This is a genomic window from Enterococcus sp. DIV0170, from assembly GCF_051710765.1.
Classification (GTDB): Bacteria; Bacillota; Bacilli; order Lactobacillales; family Enterococcaceae; genus Enterococcus_A; species Enterococcus_A raffinosus.
The window spans coordinates 12,563-28,406 of record NZ_JBIOLG010000002.1 but is presented as its reverse complement, the minus strand read 5'-3'; the positions used below and the strand labels follow the sequence as shown (position 1 = coordinate 28,406).

The 15,844-nt window shown below is 39.5% G+C and carries 17 protein-coding genes; 11 read left to right on the top strand and 6 right to left on the bottom strand.

What is annotated here, in order from left to right; translation table 11 throughout:
• Positions 1–4 precede the first annotated feature (4 nt).
• The 5 genes from IGI50_RS15745 (at position 5) to IGI50_RS15725 (ending at position 3,318) form a co-directional block, all read left to right on the top strand.
• Positions 5–688 (top strand): response regulator transcription factor, encoded by a 684-nt coding sequence (locus IGI50_RS15745; RefSeq protein ID WP_438777630.1) that lies wholly within the window; start codon positions 5–7, stop codon positions 686–688.
• A complete protein-coding gene (locus IGI50_RS15740) occupies positions 681–1,589 on the top strand; it encodes a sensor histidine kinase (RefSeq protein ID WP_438777629.1) in 909 nt (302 codons plus the stop codon). The genes IGI50_RS15745 and IGI50_RS15740 overlap by 8 nt, the downstream gene beginning before the upstream one ends.
• Before the next feature lie 521 nt (positions 1,590–2,110).
• Positions 2,111–2,494: a hypothetical protein gene (locus tag IGI50_RS15735; RefSeq protein ID WP_438777628.1), complete on the top strand. Its 384-nt coding sequence runs from the start codon at positions 2,111–2,113 to the stop codon at positions 2,492–2,494.
• Between the two features lie 45 nt (positions 2,495–2,539).
• On the top strand, positions 2,540–3,142 hold the full coding sequence (locus IGI50_RS15730) for a DUF2922 family protein (RefSeq protein ID WP_438777627.1): 603 nt from the start codon (positions 2,540–2,542) through the stop codon (positions 3,140–3,142).
• Positions 3,143–3,225: 83 nt separating this feature from the next.
• On the top strand, positions 3,226–3,318 hold the full coding sequence (locus IGI50_RS15725; RefSeq protein WP_111945260.1) for a type I toxin-antitoxin system Fst family toxin: 93 nt from the start codon (positions 3,226–3,228) through the stop codon (positions 3,316–3,318).
• 578 nt (positions 3,319–3,896) lie between these two features.
• Here IGI50_RS15725 and IGI50_RS15720 read toward each other — a convergent pair.
• From IGI50_RS15720 to IGI50_RS15700, 5 genes are all read right to left on the bottom strand, one after another.
• Positions 3,897–4,151 carry a cytoplasmic protein gene (locus tag IGI50_RS15720; protein WP_438777626.1) on the bottom strand — a complete coding sequence of 85 codons (255 nt, stop codon included), beginning with the start codon at positions 4,149–4,151 and terminating at the stop codon, positions 3,897–3,899.
• 533 nt (positions 4,152–4,684) lie between these two features.
• Positions 4,685–5,047: a GNAT family N-acetyltransferase gene (locus tag IGI50_RS15715; RefSeq protein ID WP_438777625.1), complete on the bottom strand. Its 363-nt coding sequence runs from the start codon at positions 5,045–5,047 to the stop codon at positions 4,685–4,687.
• Positions 5,044–5,763, bottom strand: coding sequence for a GntR family transcriptional regulator (locus IGI50_RS15710; RefSeq protein ID WP_438777624.1), 720 nt, complete (start codon positions 5,761–5,763; stop codon positions 5,044–5,046). Before IGI50_RS15710 ends, IGI50_RS15715 begins: the two co-directional genes overlap by 4 nt.
• Before the next feature lie 79 nt (positions 5,764–5,842).
• Positions 5,843–6,931: a hypothetical protein gene (locus IGI50_RS15705; protein WP_438777623.1), complete on the bottom strand. Its 1,089-nt coding sequence runs from the start codon at positions 6,929–6,931 to the stop codon at positions 5,843–5,845.
• Positions 6,932–6,945: 14 nt separating this feature from the next.
• A complete protein-coding gene (locus IGI50_RS15700) occupies positions 6,946–8,742 on the bottom strand; it encodes a class I mannose-6-phosphate isomerase (RefSeq protein WP_438777622.1) in 1,797 nt (598 codons plus the stop codon).
• 286 nt (positions 8,743–9,028) lie between these two features.
• On the opposite strand from IGI50_RS15700, the gene IGI50_RS15695 reads away from it, so the two are divergent.
• From IGI50_RS15695 to IGI50_RS15670, 6 genes are all read left to right on the top strand, one after another.
• A complete protein-coding gene (locus IGI50_RS15695) occupies positions 9,029–9,991 on the top strand; it encodes a class I mannose-6-phosphate isomerase (RefSeq protein WP_438777621.1) in 963 nt (320 codons plus the stop codon).
• A gap of 14 nt (positions 9,992–10,005) precedes the next feature.
• Positions 10,006–10,491 (top strand): PTS sugar transporter subunit IIA, encoded by a 486-nt coding sequence (locus IGI50_RS15690; RefSeq protein ID WP_438777620.1) that lies wholly within the window; start codon positions 10,006–10,008, stop codon positions 10,489–10,491.
• Between the two features lie 52 nt (positions 10,492–10,543).
• A complete protein-coding gene (locus IGI50_RS15685) occupies positions 10,544–10,843 on the top strand; it encodes a hypothetical protein (protein ID WP_438777619.1) in 300 nt (99 codons plus the stop codon).
• Positions 10,844–10,936: 93 nt separating this feature from the next.
• Positions 10,937–12,226 (top strand): PTS transporter subunit IIC, encoded by a 1,290-nt coding sequence (locus IGI50_RS15680; RefSeq protein ID WP_438777618.1) that lies wholly within the window; start codon positions 10,937–10,939, stop codon positions 12,224–12,226.
• 943 nt (positions 12,227–13,169) lie between these two features.
• Complete coding sequence (locus tag IGI50_RS15675) at positions 13,170–13,754, top strand: RNA polymerase sigma factor (RefSeq protein WP_438777616.1); 585 nt, start codon at positions 13,170–13,172, stop codon at positions 13,752–13,754.
• Positions 13,738–15,228, top strand: a complete 1,491-nt coding sequence (locus IGI50_RS15670; protein WP_438777615.1) for a hypothetical protein — start codon at positions 13,738–13,740, stop codon at positions 15,226–15,228. Before IGI50_RS15675 ends, IGI50_RS15670 begins: the two co-directional genes overlap by 17 nt.
• Positions 15,229–15,368: 140 nt before the next feature.
• On the opposite strand, the gene IGI50_RS15665 is transcribed toward IGI50_RS15670, so the two are convergent.
• Positions 15,369–15,830, bottom strand: a complete 462-nt coding sequence (locus tag IGI50_RS15665; protein ID WP_438777614.1) for a hypothetical protein — start codon at positions 15,828–15,830, stop codon at positions 15,369–15,371.
• Between the last annotated feature and the right edge of the window lie 14 nt (positions 15,831–15,844).

The following is a 15,844-nucleotide window of genomic DNA, read 5'->3' as shown; positions in this document are numbered from 1 at the left end:
TTTCTTGAAAATTTTATTAGTGGAAGACGAAGAACGTTTAGCGGAAGCAATTACGCATATTTTGAAAAAAGAAGGCTATGTCGTAGATGTCAGCGGTGATGGATTAGAAGCGCAAGCATTAGCGGAGACGGGTGTTTATGATGTGATTATTTTAGATCGGATGCTGCCTAATAAGGAAGGCGTGGAGATTCTAAAGGAAATACGTCGTCAGCAGATTGCCTCGCCTGTCATTTTTTTGACAGCCAAGGATTCTGTGGCGAATCGGGTGGAAGGTTTGGAAGCTGGCGCCGATGATTATTTGATCAAGCCCTTTGCTAACAGTGAATTGATCGCCCGCGTCCGTGCATTGAGCAGAAGAAATGAAAACATCGTTCAAAACGATCACTTAAAGGCGGGAACGCTTGTGTTAAACAGCAAAGATTGCGAAGTCCAAATCGGACAAACTCAAGTAAAGCTTAGTCTAAAGGAAGCCCAATTATTGGCACTTTTCATTCAAAACAAGGGCCAAACACTCACAAAGGAACAAATTCTCGATCGCGTCTGGCCCTTTAATTCAGAGGTGGAGTTAAAAAATGTCGATCTCTATACCTATTACCTTCGCAAAAAAATCGATTTTTCAGCGGCAGAGCTGAATTTGGAAACCATTCGTGGTGTTGGTTACGCGCTAAAGGAGTGGCAGCATGCTTAAAACATTAAGACTTCGATTCATCCTATTTAATATGTTGGTAGTCCTACTATTGATCACTGTACTGTCAGTGACCATCTTCGCGGGAACCAAGAACGAGCTATCACTCCATCGCATATTTTTTGTCGCGATTTTTTGTATAGCGATCGCTTTTGTCAGCAGTTACCTGATCTCCAAACAAGCGGTCTTGCCTATCAAAAATGCTTGGCAGAAGCAATTGGATTTTACCGCGGACGCTTCTCACGAACTTCGAACACCGCTAGCAGTCATTCAAACCAATCTAGAAATCGTGATGGATAGCCCTGAGGAAACCGTCGCCAGCCAAATGAAGTGGCTGGAAAATATCCACATCGAACAGCAGCACATGGAACGCTTAGTCTCTGATCTACTTACTATCTCTCGCGCGGATACGGGAGAAGAGGAAATCCAGCGAACAGTTTTCTCACTAGATAGCTTGTTAAAAAGCATCGTAGAAAAATTTTCACCAGTCTGTCAAAATAAGACCATTCAATTAAAGGCTAATCTAGCCTCTGAGGTTCCCTTCTATGGTGATCAGCAAAGAATCAATCAATTAGTGATGATTCTGCTTGATAATGCCTATCAATATTCCAATGAAGGAGGACAAATCACCTTAACCCTTAAAAATTTACCAAAGGATACTCAAATCTCTGTCAAGGATACAGGCATCGGCATTTCTGAAGAGAATGTCACGAAACTCTTCGATCGCTTCTTCCGAGTCACCAACTCGCGAAAGAAAAATCCAGATGGTTTGGGCTTAGGACTATCCATTGCCAAGCTGATCACGCAGCAGCATCAAGGAGACATTACGGTTACGAGTACGGTGGGTGAAGGGACTGAGTTTATTGTTACGTTGCCTAAGAAGAGTGAAAGTAGCATAGAATAGTCAAAATAAGGGAGCAAACTGCGAGTGCGGTTTGTTCCCTTATTATTTTTATTAAGTAGAAAGCCGTACTTGTTTAAAACTAAACAATTGTATTAATTACATGACTTCCCCATTTGATTCGATTACCTGTTTATACCAATAGAAGGAATCTTTCTTCGTTTCCAACCAAAATATATTAAGAAAAACTAAAGAAAAATAGAAAGCAATTATTTTAACTAACCAATTTCAAATAATATTTTACCAATAAATGCCTATATATCAACATTTCTTCTGCAAGCATAAAAACCTCTCCGTTGTCAAAGTGCTGAATTCTGCATTTGGACCTGAATTTTGCAGGGGATTTGGTGCTTCTTTTTTTCAAAAGCCTATGAAATCAGGATTATTCAAAATATTTTAGTCGTTGCCTCTGCAAAATTGGCCCCTAAATGTAATTTTCACGGTTTTGACCTAGTTTTATTTTGTACCTTATCGTTAAGTCACCGGCCGATATTAACAAACTATGAAACGGAGGAACTATTTTAATGAATGAACTGACCCTTTCGTACCGCCAATTGTTCCATTTGAAATCAACAACCTTAGAAAAACGCATCAAAGAGTATTACTACAGTACACAAAACAGCAGCCTAACGATTAAATACATTTTAGCTTTACGTGTGAGACACCAGTTAGGTGCGGAAGAGTTTGCTTTCATTCTGAAAGATCTTGTCCGTGAGATTTTCATGAATACGAAAGCTACTCGCACCATGAAGCGCTTCTTTTACTACTTTCAAGATTACTTCATGGCCCCAGAGTGGCAAGCCTTAAAACTGAGAACCTTCCCAGTCCGTAACTTCGGTGAAAAAGCCGTGTCCCTTGTCCGTTCCTTGATTGCCAAAGTCCGTCCCGATGAAACGAATGAACCTTGATAGAAGATGACCTACGCAAAAAAATTGAGAAAGGAAAAGAAAGCTATGAGACAGGATTTAGTGGCGACCTTTACCAACGGTCTGGGCGCAACACATGACTGGAAATATAACAATTTAAAGAATGATCTGCCAATACCAGTGATCAAAGAAGCTTGCGAACTCTTAACGACATTAGACATTTTTGAAGAAAATGGCGTAAAACTATTTGATTCCGTGGTGACAGCGAAGATCATTACTACTAAAGAAACCGAGATTTTTGATAAAGAAAAGGAACCTAAAGAAGAAAAAACGGTTCCTTCTCCAAAAATAGAGAAAGAACCGGAAATGCCCGCTGTTAAAACAGGAAACAGCTGCGACTATTTGTTTAATACATCGAGAACTGCGATTGCTAAAAGTTTGGAAGAACCAGCAGAAACAAGAAACGACTTCCCTTCATTAATAATACCTGCACCACAAATCGGAGAAAAAACAATTACATCATTAGAAAATACTGCTGCTGAGAATTCTTCTGATCTTTCGGCTGCGCAGTCGAATGTTCCCGAACAAGAGAGTCGGCAAAAAGGCTTTTCCGCTTGGCTTCGTCAAAAAATCAATCGAAACAAGGACGATCCAGATATCCGTTCTCGAAACGGTGATCCCAGCAGCTAAATTTTGCCCTTCTCAAATAAACAATGCGTAGGTCTATCTTGCTCAAGTCGTCAGCCTCCACATCGGAGAGGAGGTGATGCACCTTGAGCGAGCTGATTCGATATGTCCTCGCTCCGCTCTTTGTGGGGCTGATCATCGCCCTAGTCAACCACTGGTTGAGCGGGCGTGATCCGTGACGACTAGAGACAAATACACCTGCGACGATGTTGGTTGTCGCAGGTGTTATAAATTATTCAATCAGTAGCCCGTTCGAAGCCATTCCTTTAAAGATTTAATCAAGGTTATCCCATAAACAATTAACGCAAGTCCAACTCCACACCAAAATAATAAGCGGTTTTTACTGAAAGTAAGCCACCACCAAATAAACAAGCAAAACACCGCGGAGAAATACATAAGATGGCTAGTCTCTTTACTTGCCAATAATGTCTTTTCTTTAGGTAAATCACCAAAAGTATTTCCAGCAAGTAGTCTTAACCATCTTCCACGATGGAATTGCACTCCCAGAATAATAAATAAACAAGTAAGCAGAAAAAACAAAAGAGAGAGCATTGTATACATAGCACTTACAGCCTTTCTTCAAATTCTGTTTCCACGAATATATCGCTTCGTGAGACACTGATATCCGTATTATAGCAAAATGTCAAAAAATGATTTGATGAGTCTGCACTTTTTATAATCAAATGATAAAAATTCCGAATAAGCTCTTTTCAGCACGTCGCTCAATTCTTCAACGCGGTCACTAACTCTATTCCCTTTACCAGAACCAGACTTCTCTCATTTTTTCTAAAAATTCTTCTGATAAGGTATATTGATCACTTTTTGGCAGAACAGAGTCAATGCCGCAATTAGGGCACTCTGCCGTATCACCAGAAGCATCCTGAATCCACGAATCAATCTTTTCATACTCAAAAAGGGCCCCGCAATAAAAGCAGCCGCATAGACCAGATTTCTTTAGCAGTTTTCTATTTCCTGTACAATACTTATGGGCATTTCTATAGATTTCTTCCATCTTGGTTCTCCTTTACTCTCTTTTTCTTGCCTTTACCATAATTGTAACTCTTTTTGTTCCTAATCATTAAGATTTCTGTAGCATATCAATTTTTTCTTGATAAAAAAACCATTGTCCAATAAGGAGAATGAGCAACTAGTAAAGCTAGAATCAAAAAATGAGGGATTTTATAAATTTTGAATAGAAATGGCAAGTATTTTAATCAATAAAAGAAAAAAGATCACAATTGAACCGACCTCCAAAAGTTAGATTTTGGGTCTAACTTTTAGGTCGGTTCATTTCTTGATCCTTTTTTTCACTTTATTTGAAAAACATGTATTGGTGGCGAGCCTACGAAGATATCCAAATAGACATTTCATGCGCTACTGATAGCCGCCACTATCTATTAATCGTCTCAGAGAAATTGGGGGTCACTCTCTAAGAGGAATTTCTACAAGTGGTATGAGGAAGCGAAGAATAACTATCTGGGTACAGATTTATTCAACTGGTCAACATCTTCGTCATAGATAGCTAAATTAACATGCTGCATTCGTTTACTTTCGAAGTCGTACACCTGTCGATGTATCCTCCACAATAGCTCCAATATGTGCCGCAGCTTTGCGAATCACTTTTTTAGATGCCTTATTACTTTCATCAATTTTGATGAATAAAATACTACCCTCGTTTATATAGTTGATTAATTCCACTACTGCTGAGGTAGCATATCCTTTTCCTCTATGTTCAGTATGAATATGATAGCCTATACTCCCAGTCTGCTCTAGTAAAGCTTCATTATAAATAAAATAGCAATAGCCGACACACTCACTATTGCTATTCATAATGTCATAATATCGAATGCCCTTTTGGAATAAGCTCTCAGACAGCTCAGAGTTATCAATTAATTTAATCGTACTCATAGATTTATCGTTTCATTAAGCTTTAGCACATTCGTATTTACGATTGACACTGTGTATTCAATTATCTTTCCACTAGAGCTAAAACACTGATCAGTAAGTATAATAATCGGTGCATTTGTTTTTAGTCCAAGAAGCTCCGCCGTTTTTTCATCGGTGATACCACCTTCACAGGCTCTGTTGATCTGCTTTACTGCTCTACCGATTGAAAAGAGGTAGTTATGAAATCCCGTAAAGGCAGTATCGATATTATCCCGTAATTTTGGCGCAGTCTTCTCTGCAATGAACGTTCTAGAGTATACCAATGGAATATCGTCTCCATAGCGCACCCGCTCCATTACATAGACTTTTTCATTCATACTTATATCTAATTTATCTGCAATAGAGCTGTCAGCACGGACTGATTCTAGCCCTTGAAGCTTTGTAGATACAGCATATCCATTCATTTTAATCTGATTTGGCAGATTTCCTTGATCATTCGAATCATCCCGAGATAGAACAGTTGTACCCACGCCTTTTTTTCTATCAAGGTATCCCTCGTACACAAGGGCGTTGATCGCCTGTCTCACGGTCGTCCTGCTAAGATCATAGCGCTCCATCAATTTAACTTCTGTTGGTATTAGATCCCCTGGTTTATACTTACCCTTAGCTATATCATTTTGTAATAGTTCCTTTAGCTGATAGTACAGAGGCACAGGTATATTTTTGTTGATTTCCATATGCCGACTCCTTTTGTTATTATGTCATTATATATCTACATATTAGCATATCGGGCATAACCAGTAAACTAACAATTTGTCAAATTAATGTGAAGACACCTTGGTAAATAGATTCGCCGATGCTGCTAACACACCATAACTTCTTACAACGTTCTTCGGCTTCTATCTGTGTAATTCGCTCATTATTTATTTCTGCTTTGACCACATCTGCTACCAATACTAAACCTGCATCGATATTGTATCCATGTTCAGCTGCTAAAACTAAAGGATAGACGATACGTTCAGTATAATCTAGTTTCGCCCAGATACTTCTAGCAATAGATGATAAAGGTCGTGAATTATCGGATGAGGCCCATCTGTTATGATAGAAATCGACCCATTTTTGATATTCTTCCTCACTCATATTATAGGTACTCTGCAAGGCGGCTTTTATTATTTCCATGTATGGGGCAAGGTAGTTTTGAAGCTCTTCATCTCTCACCGCAGCGCCAAAGCCAGTTAGTCCTCTTTCGATCCCGAAATAAGAGGTCAGATCCACATGAGTATTGAGTAAGAACCGTTTCCGCATGAAATCTTTTTCGATATTTTCGACAGAAGCGATCAGCTTGATCCCACTATTCGCCAATACATTGGCGTCGACACTGATTTCAAAGAAAGGTTCCGTATATACGGCCATCCGATCACTTGGATCAGGTGCACAGCCTCGATCGACAATCGTATCCGGCACAATGATATGACCCAGATTGAGGTTTTTCTCATTAGCTTCTACCAATAATTTATTGAATAAGTTGGAGACATTTTCGATATTCTCACAGCAAATCACTTTTTTATCTTCCTTCGTGTCTCCCCACGCTTCAGTCACCATTCGTGCTACAGCCGCTAGGTTCTCACGACGAACAGAGGTCGTCACGGTATCGACAGAAGCGATCACATCTACAATATCAGTATCTTCAACACCCAGCAAGTATGCGTGATCTACGGGTATTTCTCGCATAGGACAGGCCTCTTCTCCTGGAACATGCATGGTATATGCCTGTCTTTCATTTAAATAGTTTACAACTTCCTTATCTGCATCCACCACAATAACTTCGATTTCACTATCGTGAAGCACTGGTATTACCAGACCTTTGCCTAATGCTCCAGCTCCAAAATGAACAACTTTCTTCATAATGACCTCCTTTTTTACATTGGATAGTAGATTTCTAACAGTCCCAATTCTTTACCTTCTGATCTACCATACGGTCGTACCGTGTATTTATGGGCATCTGCTGGTACGAACATCGCCTCAGCATAGTGAATCACTAGTGGTTCAAATGAACCATCGGTACTCTCAACAATCGCCTCTTCACCTTCTGCCAGCACCAGGATAATAATGTTATCATTCGTTTCAAAGTTAATTCTTTCAGTGAACCAATAGCGATTTACCGTCATCGGTTCATAATCGATCGTAGAGGTATCCTCTTTCCGCCAACCGTATCCTCTGTCTACTTCAAATTGTTTTGAGATCAGTCGGTCGTAGACAAAATCACCTTGGAATTTTTCTTGGATGCAATGTTTTCCGTGATCGATGTTTATAGGCCGCGGCTTACCATCCAAATCTACACGGCCCCAATCCCAGAGCTTAAATGTTGCAAAAGTGAAGGCATCAATTTCCAAGACCAATGACCCTTGACCCGAACTATGCACAGTGCCACCAGGAATGAATACATGATCGTGTTTTTTCACTGGGATTTGGTTGACATATTTTCCATCATCCATTTCACCTGTTTCCTGCGCTTGTTCTAACGCTTCGACGAACTCATCGACCTTCGTACCTTCCTTCATCCCTAGATAGACACTTGCTTCTGGTTTTGCGTCTAAAATATAGTAGCTTTCGTGATGCCCGTAGCTGGAATTGAAAACCTCATACGCATAATCAGTCGTCGGATGGACCTGCAGACTCAGATTTCCACCGTTCCATGTATCCAAGAAGTTCACATGTAGCGGGCATTTGTAGCCCCAGAAGTAAAAGATCTTGTTTCCTAAGAACTCAGTTGGCTTCATAGCGACCATATCCTGCGCTGGAAATGTGATGGTCTGTCCATGATTTTCCAGATTGATTGATTGGATATCGATCATACCGGTGATCCCCCAGCCCATGTTCGGCTGATCTTTCCCTGCTCCGATCACAGTTTGAATCCAGTCACCGCCCCATACTGCTGGCAGGAACATTGGTACACACTTGAATGGTCTTTTTGACATATAAGTGATTTCTTTACGAAACGCTTCGCCGTTGACCATGACTGGTGCTCCTTTATTTTCAAAGCTTACCATATAAGCCATGCGATTAAGCAATTTTCGTTTATATCTATCTAATACTTGCCAATCTAAGAATGTTCCGCGTTTTTCTTTTTGGATTTTTTCCAGGTCCGCGTTGTTTGCGCCCCAATTACTTAGACCGTCCGACCAGCGTGCCGAGATCCCTGAACGGGTGATATTCCCATATACTAAAATATCCCCTTCTGCAATGTAAGAAGCAGCGATCCCAAATACTACTACTAACCCTTTAGCACTTTGCAGCTCCTTTCTGGCAGCATCAACTTTACTGGCATCATAGTAATCTTCTACATCAGCGACCGCATAGACACCATACGTACGATCGGAGGGATTGATAAATTTTTCGAATTTCTGATCCAAAACTTCAGGAGCAAGTAAACAATCGGCTGCATCAATGATCACCACTGCGTCCATTTTCGCTAAAAGTTCGGATCGAACTTCCTTCATATCAACACCATGGTAGCAATCAACCACCAGTGTGACACGATCCTTGAGGTTCAGTTCGTTTTGAACTTCTGCTTTTAACGTTTTCGCGATGTCTTCATAGCCTTCAATTAAAACCGTTTCTTCATAATTACAGCTCATTTTCGGATTCGTATCGAAATTTGACAATCGGCTTTTGCAATCATACAACGACTTTCCATCATACTTTGATTTGTACATATTCTCTTCTCCAATCTTTATGTTACGACATACTAACATTGTACCTAATTTAAAACCGTTGTCAACATCAGGTTTCAAAATAATTATCTCTAATTATTATAAAACAGGTAAAAAACAAGCATTCTAAATACTTTTTTTTTATTGACAATTCACAAAACCATGATAAAATCGTAAGTAGTAACATAGTTACAAAGTAACATGAAGAAAAATATTTGACTATCTGATGGTGTGTATAATGAACTTAGACACAACGTCTGATAAATAAAGGAAGTAAGGTGGAAAAGTAATGAAAGACAATGAATGTATTTTATTTTTAAAACCATCATATGTAAGCGCTATATGGGGAGACGGCAGTATTGCCAGACGCTATCCCTCCTGTATTGACGAAGGGATCGATACGAGCAATATCGCTATCATCGGAGCTTTTGCGATTGCACCTGAGTTTTCAAACGAAATCGTCGGAGGCGTTCATGACGGTGAAAAGTTATATGATTTATTCAAGAGCCAGCCTGAGTTATTCGGTCCCTTGAAGCCGACTTGGGAGCATCCAGCTATTTCGATGGGAATCGGGCATGCCTGCGAAGATCTAAGTATCCAGGTCCACCCTCGTGAGGAATACGCGATGAAGCGTGAGAATACCCATGGCAAATCGGAATGTTGGTACATCGTGGATGTAGATCAGGAACCCGCAGATGTAATCCTTGGACATACAGCCCAAACACTGGAGGAATTCAAACAGTTAGCTGAAGCCGAACGTTTTGATGAATTGTTTCTTCGCAGCCCCGTTGAGAAAGGTAGCTTTTTCAATTTACTCGCAGGTACACTGCATTCACTACAAAAAGGCACCACCTTCATAGAAGTCTGTTCAGCTAGCAACCTTACATACAGACTGTACGACTATCACAGAAAAGACGCAGACGGCAAAGAACGCCCGCTTCAAAAAGAGAAGTTTTACGACAACGTTCTTATTCCATATGAAGAAATGAGCTATACTACAGAGCTAAGTGATTATGATGGTGTGAACGAACGTCTTCTTACAGATAACGAGAACTTCAGCACTCGATTACTTACCTGCGAGGACAAAGGTACAGTTCCAATGAAGAAGCCTTATTATGCCTGCTTTGTCATTGAAGGTGAAGGGTCAATTGATGGACAGCCACTAAACGAAGGCGATTGCTTTGTACTGACATCTGCTGTAGAAGAATTTACGCTAGAAGGAAACGTGAAAATTCTCGCTGCCCACGGGTAAGAAAGGATAAACTTATGAAACTAGATAGAGACCTTGTCACTTGTTCCTTGAATGCCATTGACCAGAACGATCTTTTTAAGCAGATGACTTCAAAGATTGTCGTAAACGGCTATGCAAAAGAAGCATTTCTTCAAGATTTATTAGATCGAGAGAATGAATTTCCAACGGGCTTGAAAGTCGAGGGCGTTTCCTATGGCTTCGCTGTCCCTCATGCCTATCCCAAAAATGTCTTGAAGGATGGAATCGCCGTGGCTACACTCACACAGCCCATTCCCTTTAAATCTATGGTAGATCCAGAAACCACCATAGATGTAGAAATCGTATTTATGCTTGCCAGCAAAGATTCACAACTGCATATTAAGCTGCTCAGTGATATCGTGACCTTATTCAAGAGTCCAGAATTTCCACAAATGATCATGCAAGCAAAAACAGCAGAGCAGCTAGCAGCGTATGTAGAAAGCGAGGTGGAAAAGTACAGGGAATCATCGGAAAATGATTGATTGGTATTAATGTTAAAGCCTAATATAGGCAAGAAAGGAAACGGTGAAGTACATGGCAAATAAGAAATTTATCTTTGTTTGCTGCGGCGCGGGGAAATTAACCTCCTTCATGGCTGCAGATGGCATTCGGAAAGAATTTAAAAAAAGAAAGATCAAAAACGTCAACATTCAACACGGCATGATGGGAGATATCACGCGATACAAGGACAAGATCGATATCTTAGTAAGTTCTACGAATTACAAGGGCGAGCATGATTTCCCAGTTATTAATGGAATCTCCTATGTTACTGGGGATGAAGCAGGGCAAGCGGAAGTTATCGAACAGCTCGTACAGCTATTAAGCGAAGAATAATGACCAAATAATCACAACAACTCAGCTTAAATAAAGTCCCTTAGGGCAGGGACTAAGCTTGAGTTATGCAGGAAATGATCGCCGCTCACTAAGATGAGCATTAGTACGCACCTGGGGAGGAAACATATGGATATTCTGAGCTCGATTGGTACTTATATATTAACATTACCGTCATTTGTATTTATGTCTATCGTTATTGCTTTGCTTGGACTCATTTTCCAAGCAGGATTTCAATCGTCGATAAGAAGTGGTCTATCATTTGGTGTCGGTCTTATAGGAATTAACACATTGATGAGCATAGCCATAGAACATCTATCACCAGTGGCCACGGCTATGAGTGAAAGACTCGGCTTGTCATTAAATATTGTAGATTTAGGGTATGGCGCAGCGGCAAATATCCAAGTGTGGCCAGGGAATTTCATCGTCATGTTTGCCATTATCCTGATAGATATCGTCTTGATCGGCTTGAAGTTGACGAAGACACTCTGGGTAGATGTGCATAACATTTGGCACGGAAACTATGTTGGGCTGATTGCATGGGTCATTACAAAAAATATCCCGCTAAGCATTGGTTTGGCATTGTTGAGCATGATCATCAGTCTGAAACTGGCTGACCTTCACGCTAAGCGTTTCCAAGAATTTAATGATATAGGAAATATCACCCTTATCTCAACTGCTGCTACACTACCAGCCACTTTCTCGATGTTAATAATGAAGTTGATTGATAAAATTCCTGGATTAAATAAAGTCGATGTACAGTCAGATGATCTTAAAGATAAGTTTGGTGTATTTGGGGAAAATATGACTATTGGCTTCATTTTAGGATTAATCTTATCACTCATTGCTGGTTATGATATTGCTGGTTCACTGACCACCGCTATGATGCTAGCGGCAACACTAGGACTGTTCCCAAAAATGGCTGGTTTAATGTTAGAAGGTATGGTCCCTCTTTCCACAGCTGTTACCATATTCATGAAAAAAAGATTCAAAGGCAGAGAGCTTAATATCGCTGTAGATGGTGCGATCCTGTTAGGGCATCCATCAGTAATGTCTACTTTCGTACTTATGGTTCCTATCTCTGTCGTATTGTCATTCATCGTACCGGGTATTGGTTTTATTCCGATAGCAAGCTTGATGGCACTTCCTTATTACATAGGTGCGATAGTGCCCTATACTAGAGGAAACCTTGTTCACACAACAATCGTGACTTCATTATGGATTATCTTGACTGCTCTCATCGCTACACACATGGCCCCGTGGGTTACTCAAGGATTAGAAATGACTGGTTTTTATACGAAAGAAATCGCTCGAGGCTCAGTATTTGCCTTCTGGGATGAAGGAGGCAATATCTTTACTTGGCTCATCTCTCTGTTTGCTAAGTAGTCAAAACAGAAAGTGAATAGAACTCAGTGAAATTTGTTGCCAAGATTAGAAACAATTAACAATCCATTATTAATATTCTGAATTATACTAGAATACCCAATAATACGTTTGTTTATTTTCACCTATATTGAAATTTTCCCAAGTAAAATGACTGTCAGAGATATTTAATAAACACTGGATACCATTTAAGAAACAACCCACACTCAAAAAAAAACGAGTGTGGGTTGTTGTTATTTAAAATAGATAGATCCATTTATTTCAAACAAAATGGATATGTATGAGTAGTTTAATTTATGTGGTTTCGATAACCTATAGAGAAAATTCGCTGATCACTTAAACACGGAGTTTTACCACAGAACTGTTATCGGTTCAGGAGTTGCTATTAGATTTTTTCGACGGATAACCACCCCTTAGATAAAACATCGTATCGATTAATGTGATTTCGTCTGATTCCACTGGTAGCACTCATTTTTGTAAGCTGCACTTATACTACACTTATCAAGGATTTCTTAAAACTATTGAACTAAGAGCATGAGAAAAATCTTATCGGCAAAAGAATCCTTATTAATAGATAAATCCCCCCTTCTCTCGCCTTCCATAAAAAAGATTATGGCTTTCAACTTGACGTTTGTCATTCGTCTGTAAAGATTGCATTTATGAGTCGGTTAGGAACTGAATTTTTTATCAGTATCCATTTTATTAACAATGACAGGTTCTAACTACAATCACCTAGTAAATAGAACGAGTTCCCAAAGCAAAGATCATTATGTTCTGTTCGAAAAAAAGAATAGACAGCGTTTTCTTTACCTGTTTAGACTATTGCCTAATTATCAGCTTTACTCTCTTCCATTGACTTGTAGAAAATTAAAAAAATTTCTAGTATATCTCTGTTCTTACTGTGTATATATTTATGATAGGAATAATTGAAAGGGAGGGTTGTTTTTTGGAAGACTTAGAATTGTTGCAAAAAATTATACAGCAGGACGAAGAAGCGTTCGAAATGCTGATTGACAGGTATTCAAAGCTGCTTTGGGTCGTTTCTTTATCCATCCTTGGGAAAAATCATGATCCGCATGATATTGAAGAAATCGTCAGTGATGCGTTTCTTCGAATCTGGAAATTTCCGACAAAGTATCAGTCCAGTCGGGGAACGCTCAAAAACTATCTAATATTGATCACAAGGAGCTTAAGCATCAATAAACTCCAACGTAGCAAGAAAGATTACCTGCTTAATGATGAATTCACACTCGATAATGTACCCGCATCGGAGGATCATCGCGCATTTGTGGAAGAAATCGCTTATTTGATTGGCACGTTGAACAGTCCCATGCGTGAAATTTGTTTACAGCGCTATATTTTTGAAAACACGCCCATGATGATTAGCGAGGAGCTGAATATTCCTCTAAAGACAGTGAATAATTATCTTTATCGTGGAAAAAGGCTATTGCAGCAAGCTTTTGACGAAGATGATAGGGACTATTTATTTTCACTAAATAAAGGAGTGGATAAAAGTGGTAAAAAAATATGATGAACACCCACTAGGGGAGCTTTCTGATGAAGCACTTGACCAAATTTTAGACTATTACGGTAGCAGCTACTCCGCTGAGAATAAAGAGACTATTGTACACAAGACACGCGTGAAAAAGAAAGCCCCCATTGTTTTAGCTACTTTTTCTAAGCGTAAGTTATTAATGATTGCCGTGCTCGTAGTACTTTTTCTTCCAGTAGGAACCTATGTTGCAGCAAAATTATGGGAAATCACGACTGAAAAACAGAACTATCAACTTACAACGAAAATCGAAAAACCAGCTCTTCAGCAGCCAGATACTGGTAATTATCGACTGGTCGCTGGCTATGCGCCGAAATATCTAACCATTTCTGAAGACTCAAGAGAATTGTACTTTGAAGAGAAAATAACTGTGTCCTCGGATAGTGATGATTATTTAGAAGCTTTGGAAAAGACACGAGGGGTCACCTTTACCCTTTATGCGCTAAACAATAAAGATACTGTTATTGATGATTACGTTAAGAACTATAAGGAGATCAAGCTTTCAAAAGGCTCTGCCTATATTTTGGAAAAATCTGATCCTTTTGGTGGGATAGAAGTGAGAATAGGGAGAAAATTTTTTGAAAAGCAAAATAAGTTTGTTGAGCTAAAATGTTATGGAGACATTTCGGAAAAAGAGATAACTAAGATTCTTGACCAGCTTTCCCTTGTCAATGTGAAGACCAAGGAAGAAGCAACTTTCGTCCAAGACTATCTGACTCCTGCGGATGCGGCAGAGCGGATTGAAACGGTGGACCCAATGATCTTAGATAGCAACAACAAAGATGAAGTCGTACAACTCAATGAAGCAATCAACAGGGTGGATATCTACGGTACACCCATAGAGGAAATTACTGTATCTAAGGTAGCAATTAGTGATACGATCGCACCGGAATACCTGTCGATACTAAAGAAGCGAATGAAAGCGGGAACCTATGAGGAACAAGACTTTGGTGAAAAGTGGGACAAAAAGGGCAAGCTTCAACCGATTATAGCAACAGAATACGCGTATGGTGATGGTGAAAACACTTTGAATAGAGAAATCAGAGAATTTGAAATACATCCTAAATATTTAGAAATCGAGATAAAAGTCAAAAATATACAAGAAAAAACGATAAACCATACATCTGTTCTTCCGCAAGTAGAACAGTTAGTCAAACAAGGTGATAGCATCACGGAATTACCCAAAGAGACTCACCTAGTTCGAAAAGATCTATCAGATCCTTTCAATACCTATCGTTATATAGACGTCCCTGCTCATCCATTGCCAAAAACTGTTGGAAAAGTCGTGGATAATCTGATCGTTGATGATGAGTCAGACGATCAGCCAATTGCTCCAGGTGAAACGGTCACCATGACTACTGGCTATATTTTAGCAAGAGAAGACTATAGTAATCTTTTTTTGAACATAAATATGTATTCCCCGGGAAATCGCTATATTCAGCTGACTCAATAATTTAAATTTCTCAAAGGCAAAAAGACGACCTTCCTAATAAATAGAAAAAAATAGTCAGAGGAAAATGCGGATGCAATTCCTCTGACTATTTTATGCATTGGAGAAAGTTATTTATTTCACTTTAGAGGTACAGAGAATACTCATTTCTTAATATCATTGATATCATCAGTAATTACCCAATCATCCATATTCTTTTCTCTATTGTAATAAAAGGGCTCGATCTGCTCTAAATGGTCGACCTCATAGAGTCCTATACACTTTTTCCCGTACCATCTCGTCTTTTGCTTTTCGGATAGATTAAGTTCTTCTCCAAAATCTTTGATGAACGCCGTAGACTCTTCTGGGGTCATTTTGTATTTTTCTACCACTTTGGTTAAGACACCGCGATAAGTTACCTCCAGGTTTCCACCTTTTTCAACAAAATAGAGAATATCTCCCTCTTTTGCTCGACCACCAAGAGGACTCTTCTTTCCTGCAGCCCCGCGGATAATCATTGATTTTGTCCCATTTATCAGTTTTTCTAGTTCTTTTCCTTCATTATCCAGATAAACCAAGTGCTCTGCTTGCCCGTCTCTTTTTTGATACCATTCTGCACTAGCCATTTTTTCTCCTCCAC

Bases quoted from the DNA above. Each gene is read 5' to 3' on its own strand.
- IGI50_RS15715 (WP_438777625.1), bottom strand. From the start codon at position 5,047: ATGAGTACGATTAAATTAATTGATAACTCTGAGCTGTCTGAGAGCTTA.
- IGI50_RS15735 (WP_438777628.1), top strand. From the start codon at position 2,111: ATGAATGAACTGACCCTTTCGTACCGCCAATTGTTCCATTTGAAATCA.
- IGI50_RS15705 (WP_438777623.1), bottom strand. From the start codon at position 6,931: ATGAAGAAAGTTGTTCATTTTGGAGCTGGAGCATTAGGCAAAGGTCTG.
- IGI50_RS15695 (WP_438777621.1), top strand. From the start codon at position 9,029: ATGAAAGACAATGAATGTATTTTATTTTTAAAACCATCATATGTAAGC.
- IGI50_RS15680 (WP_438777618.1), top strand. From the start codon at position 10,937: ATGAGCATTAGTACGCACCTGGGGAGGAAACATATGGATATTCTGAGC.
- IGI50_RS15740 (WP_438777629.1), top strand. From the start codon at position 681: ATGCTTAAAACATTAAGACTTCGATTCATCCTATTTAATATGTTGGTA.
- IGI50_RS15665 (WP_438777614.1), bottom strand. From the start codon at position 15,830: ATGGCTAGTGCAGAATGGTATCAAAAAAGAGACGGGCAAGCAGAGCAC.
- IGI50_RS15710 (WP_438777624.1), bottom strand. From the start codon at position 5,763: ATGGAAATCAACAAAAATATACCTGTGCCTCTGTACTATCAGCTAAAG.
- IGI50_RS15720 (WP_438777626.1), bottom strand. From the start codon at position 4,151: ATGGAAGAAATCTATAGAAATGCCCATAAGTATTGTACAGGAAATAGA.
- IGI50_RS15685 (WP_438777619.1), top strand. From the start codon at position 10,544: ATGGCAAATAAGAAATTTATCTTTGTTTGCTGCGGCGCGGGGAAATTA.
- IGI50_RS15700 (WP_438777622.1), bottom strand. From the start codon at position 8,742: ATGTACAAATCAAAGTATGATGGAAAGTCGTTGTATGATTGCAAAAGC.
- IGI50_RS15690 (WP_438777620.1), top strand. From the start codon at position 10,006: ATGAAACTAGATAGAGACCTTGTCACTTGTTCCTTGAATGCCATTGAC.
- IGI50_RS15730 (WP_438777627.1), top strand. From the start codon at position 2,540: ATGAGACAGGATTTAGTGGCGACCTTTACCAACGGTCTGGGCGCAACA.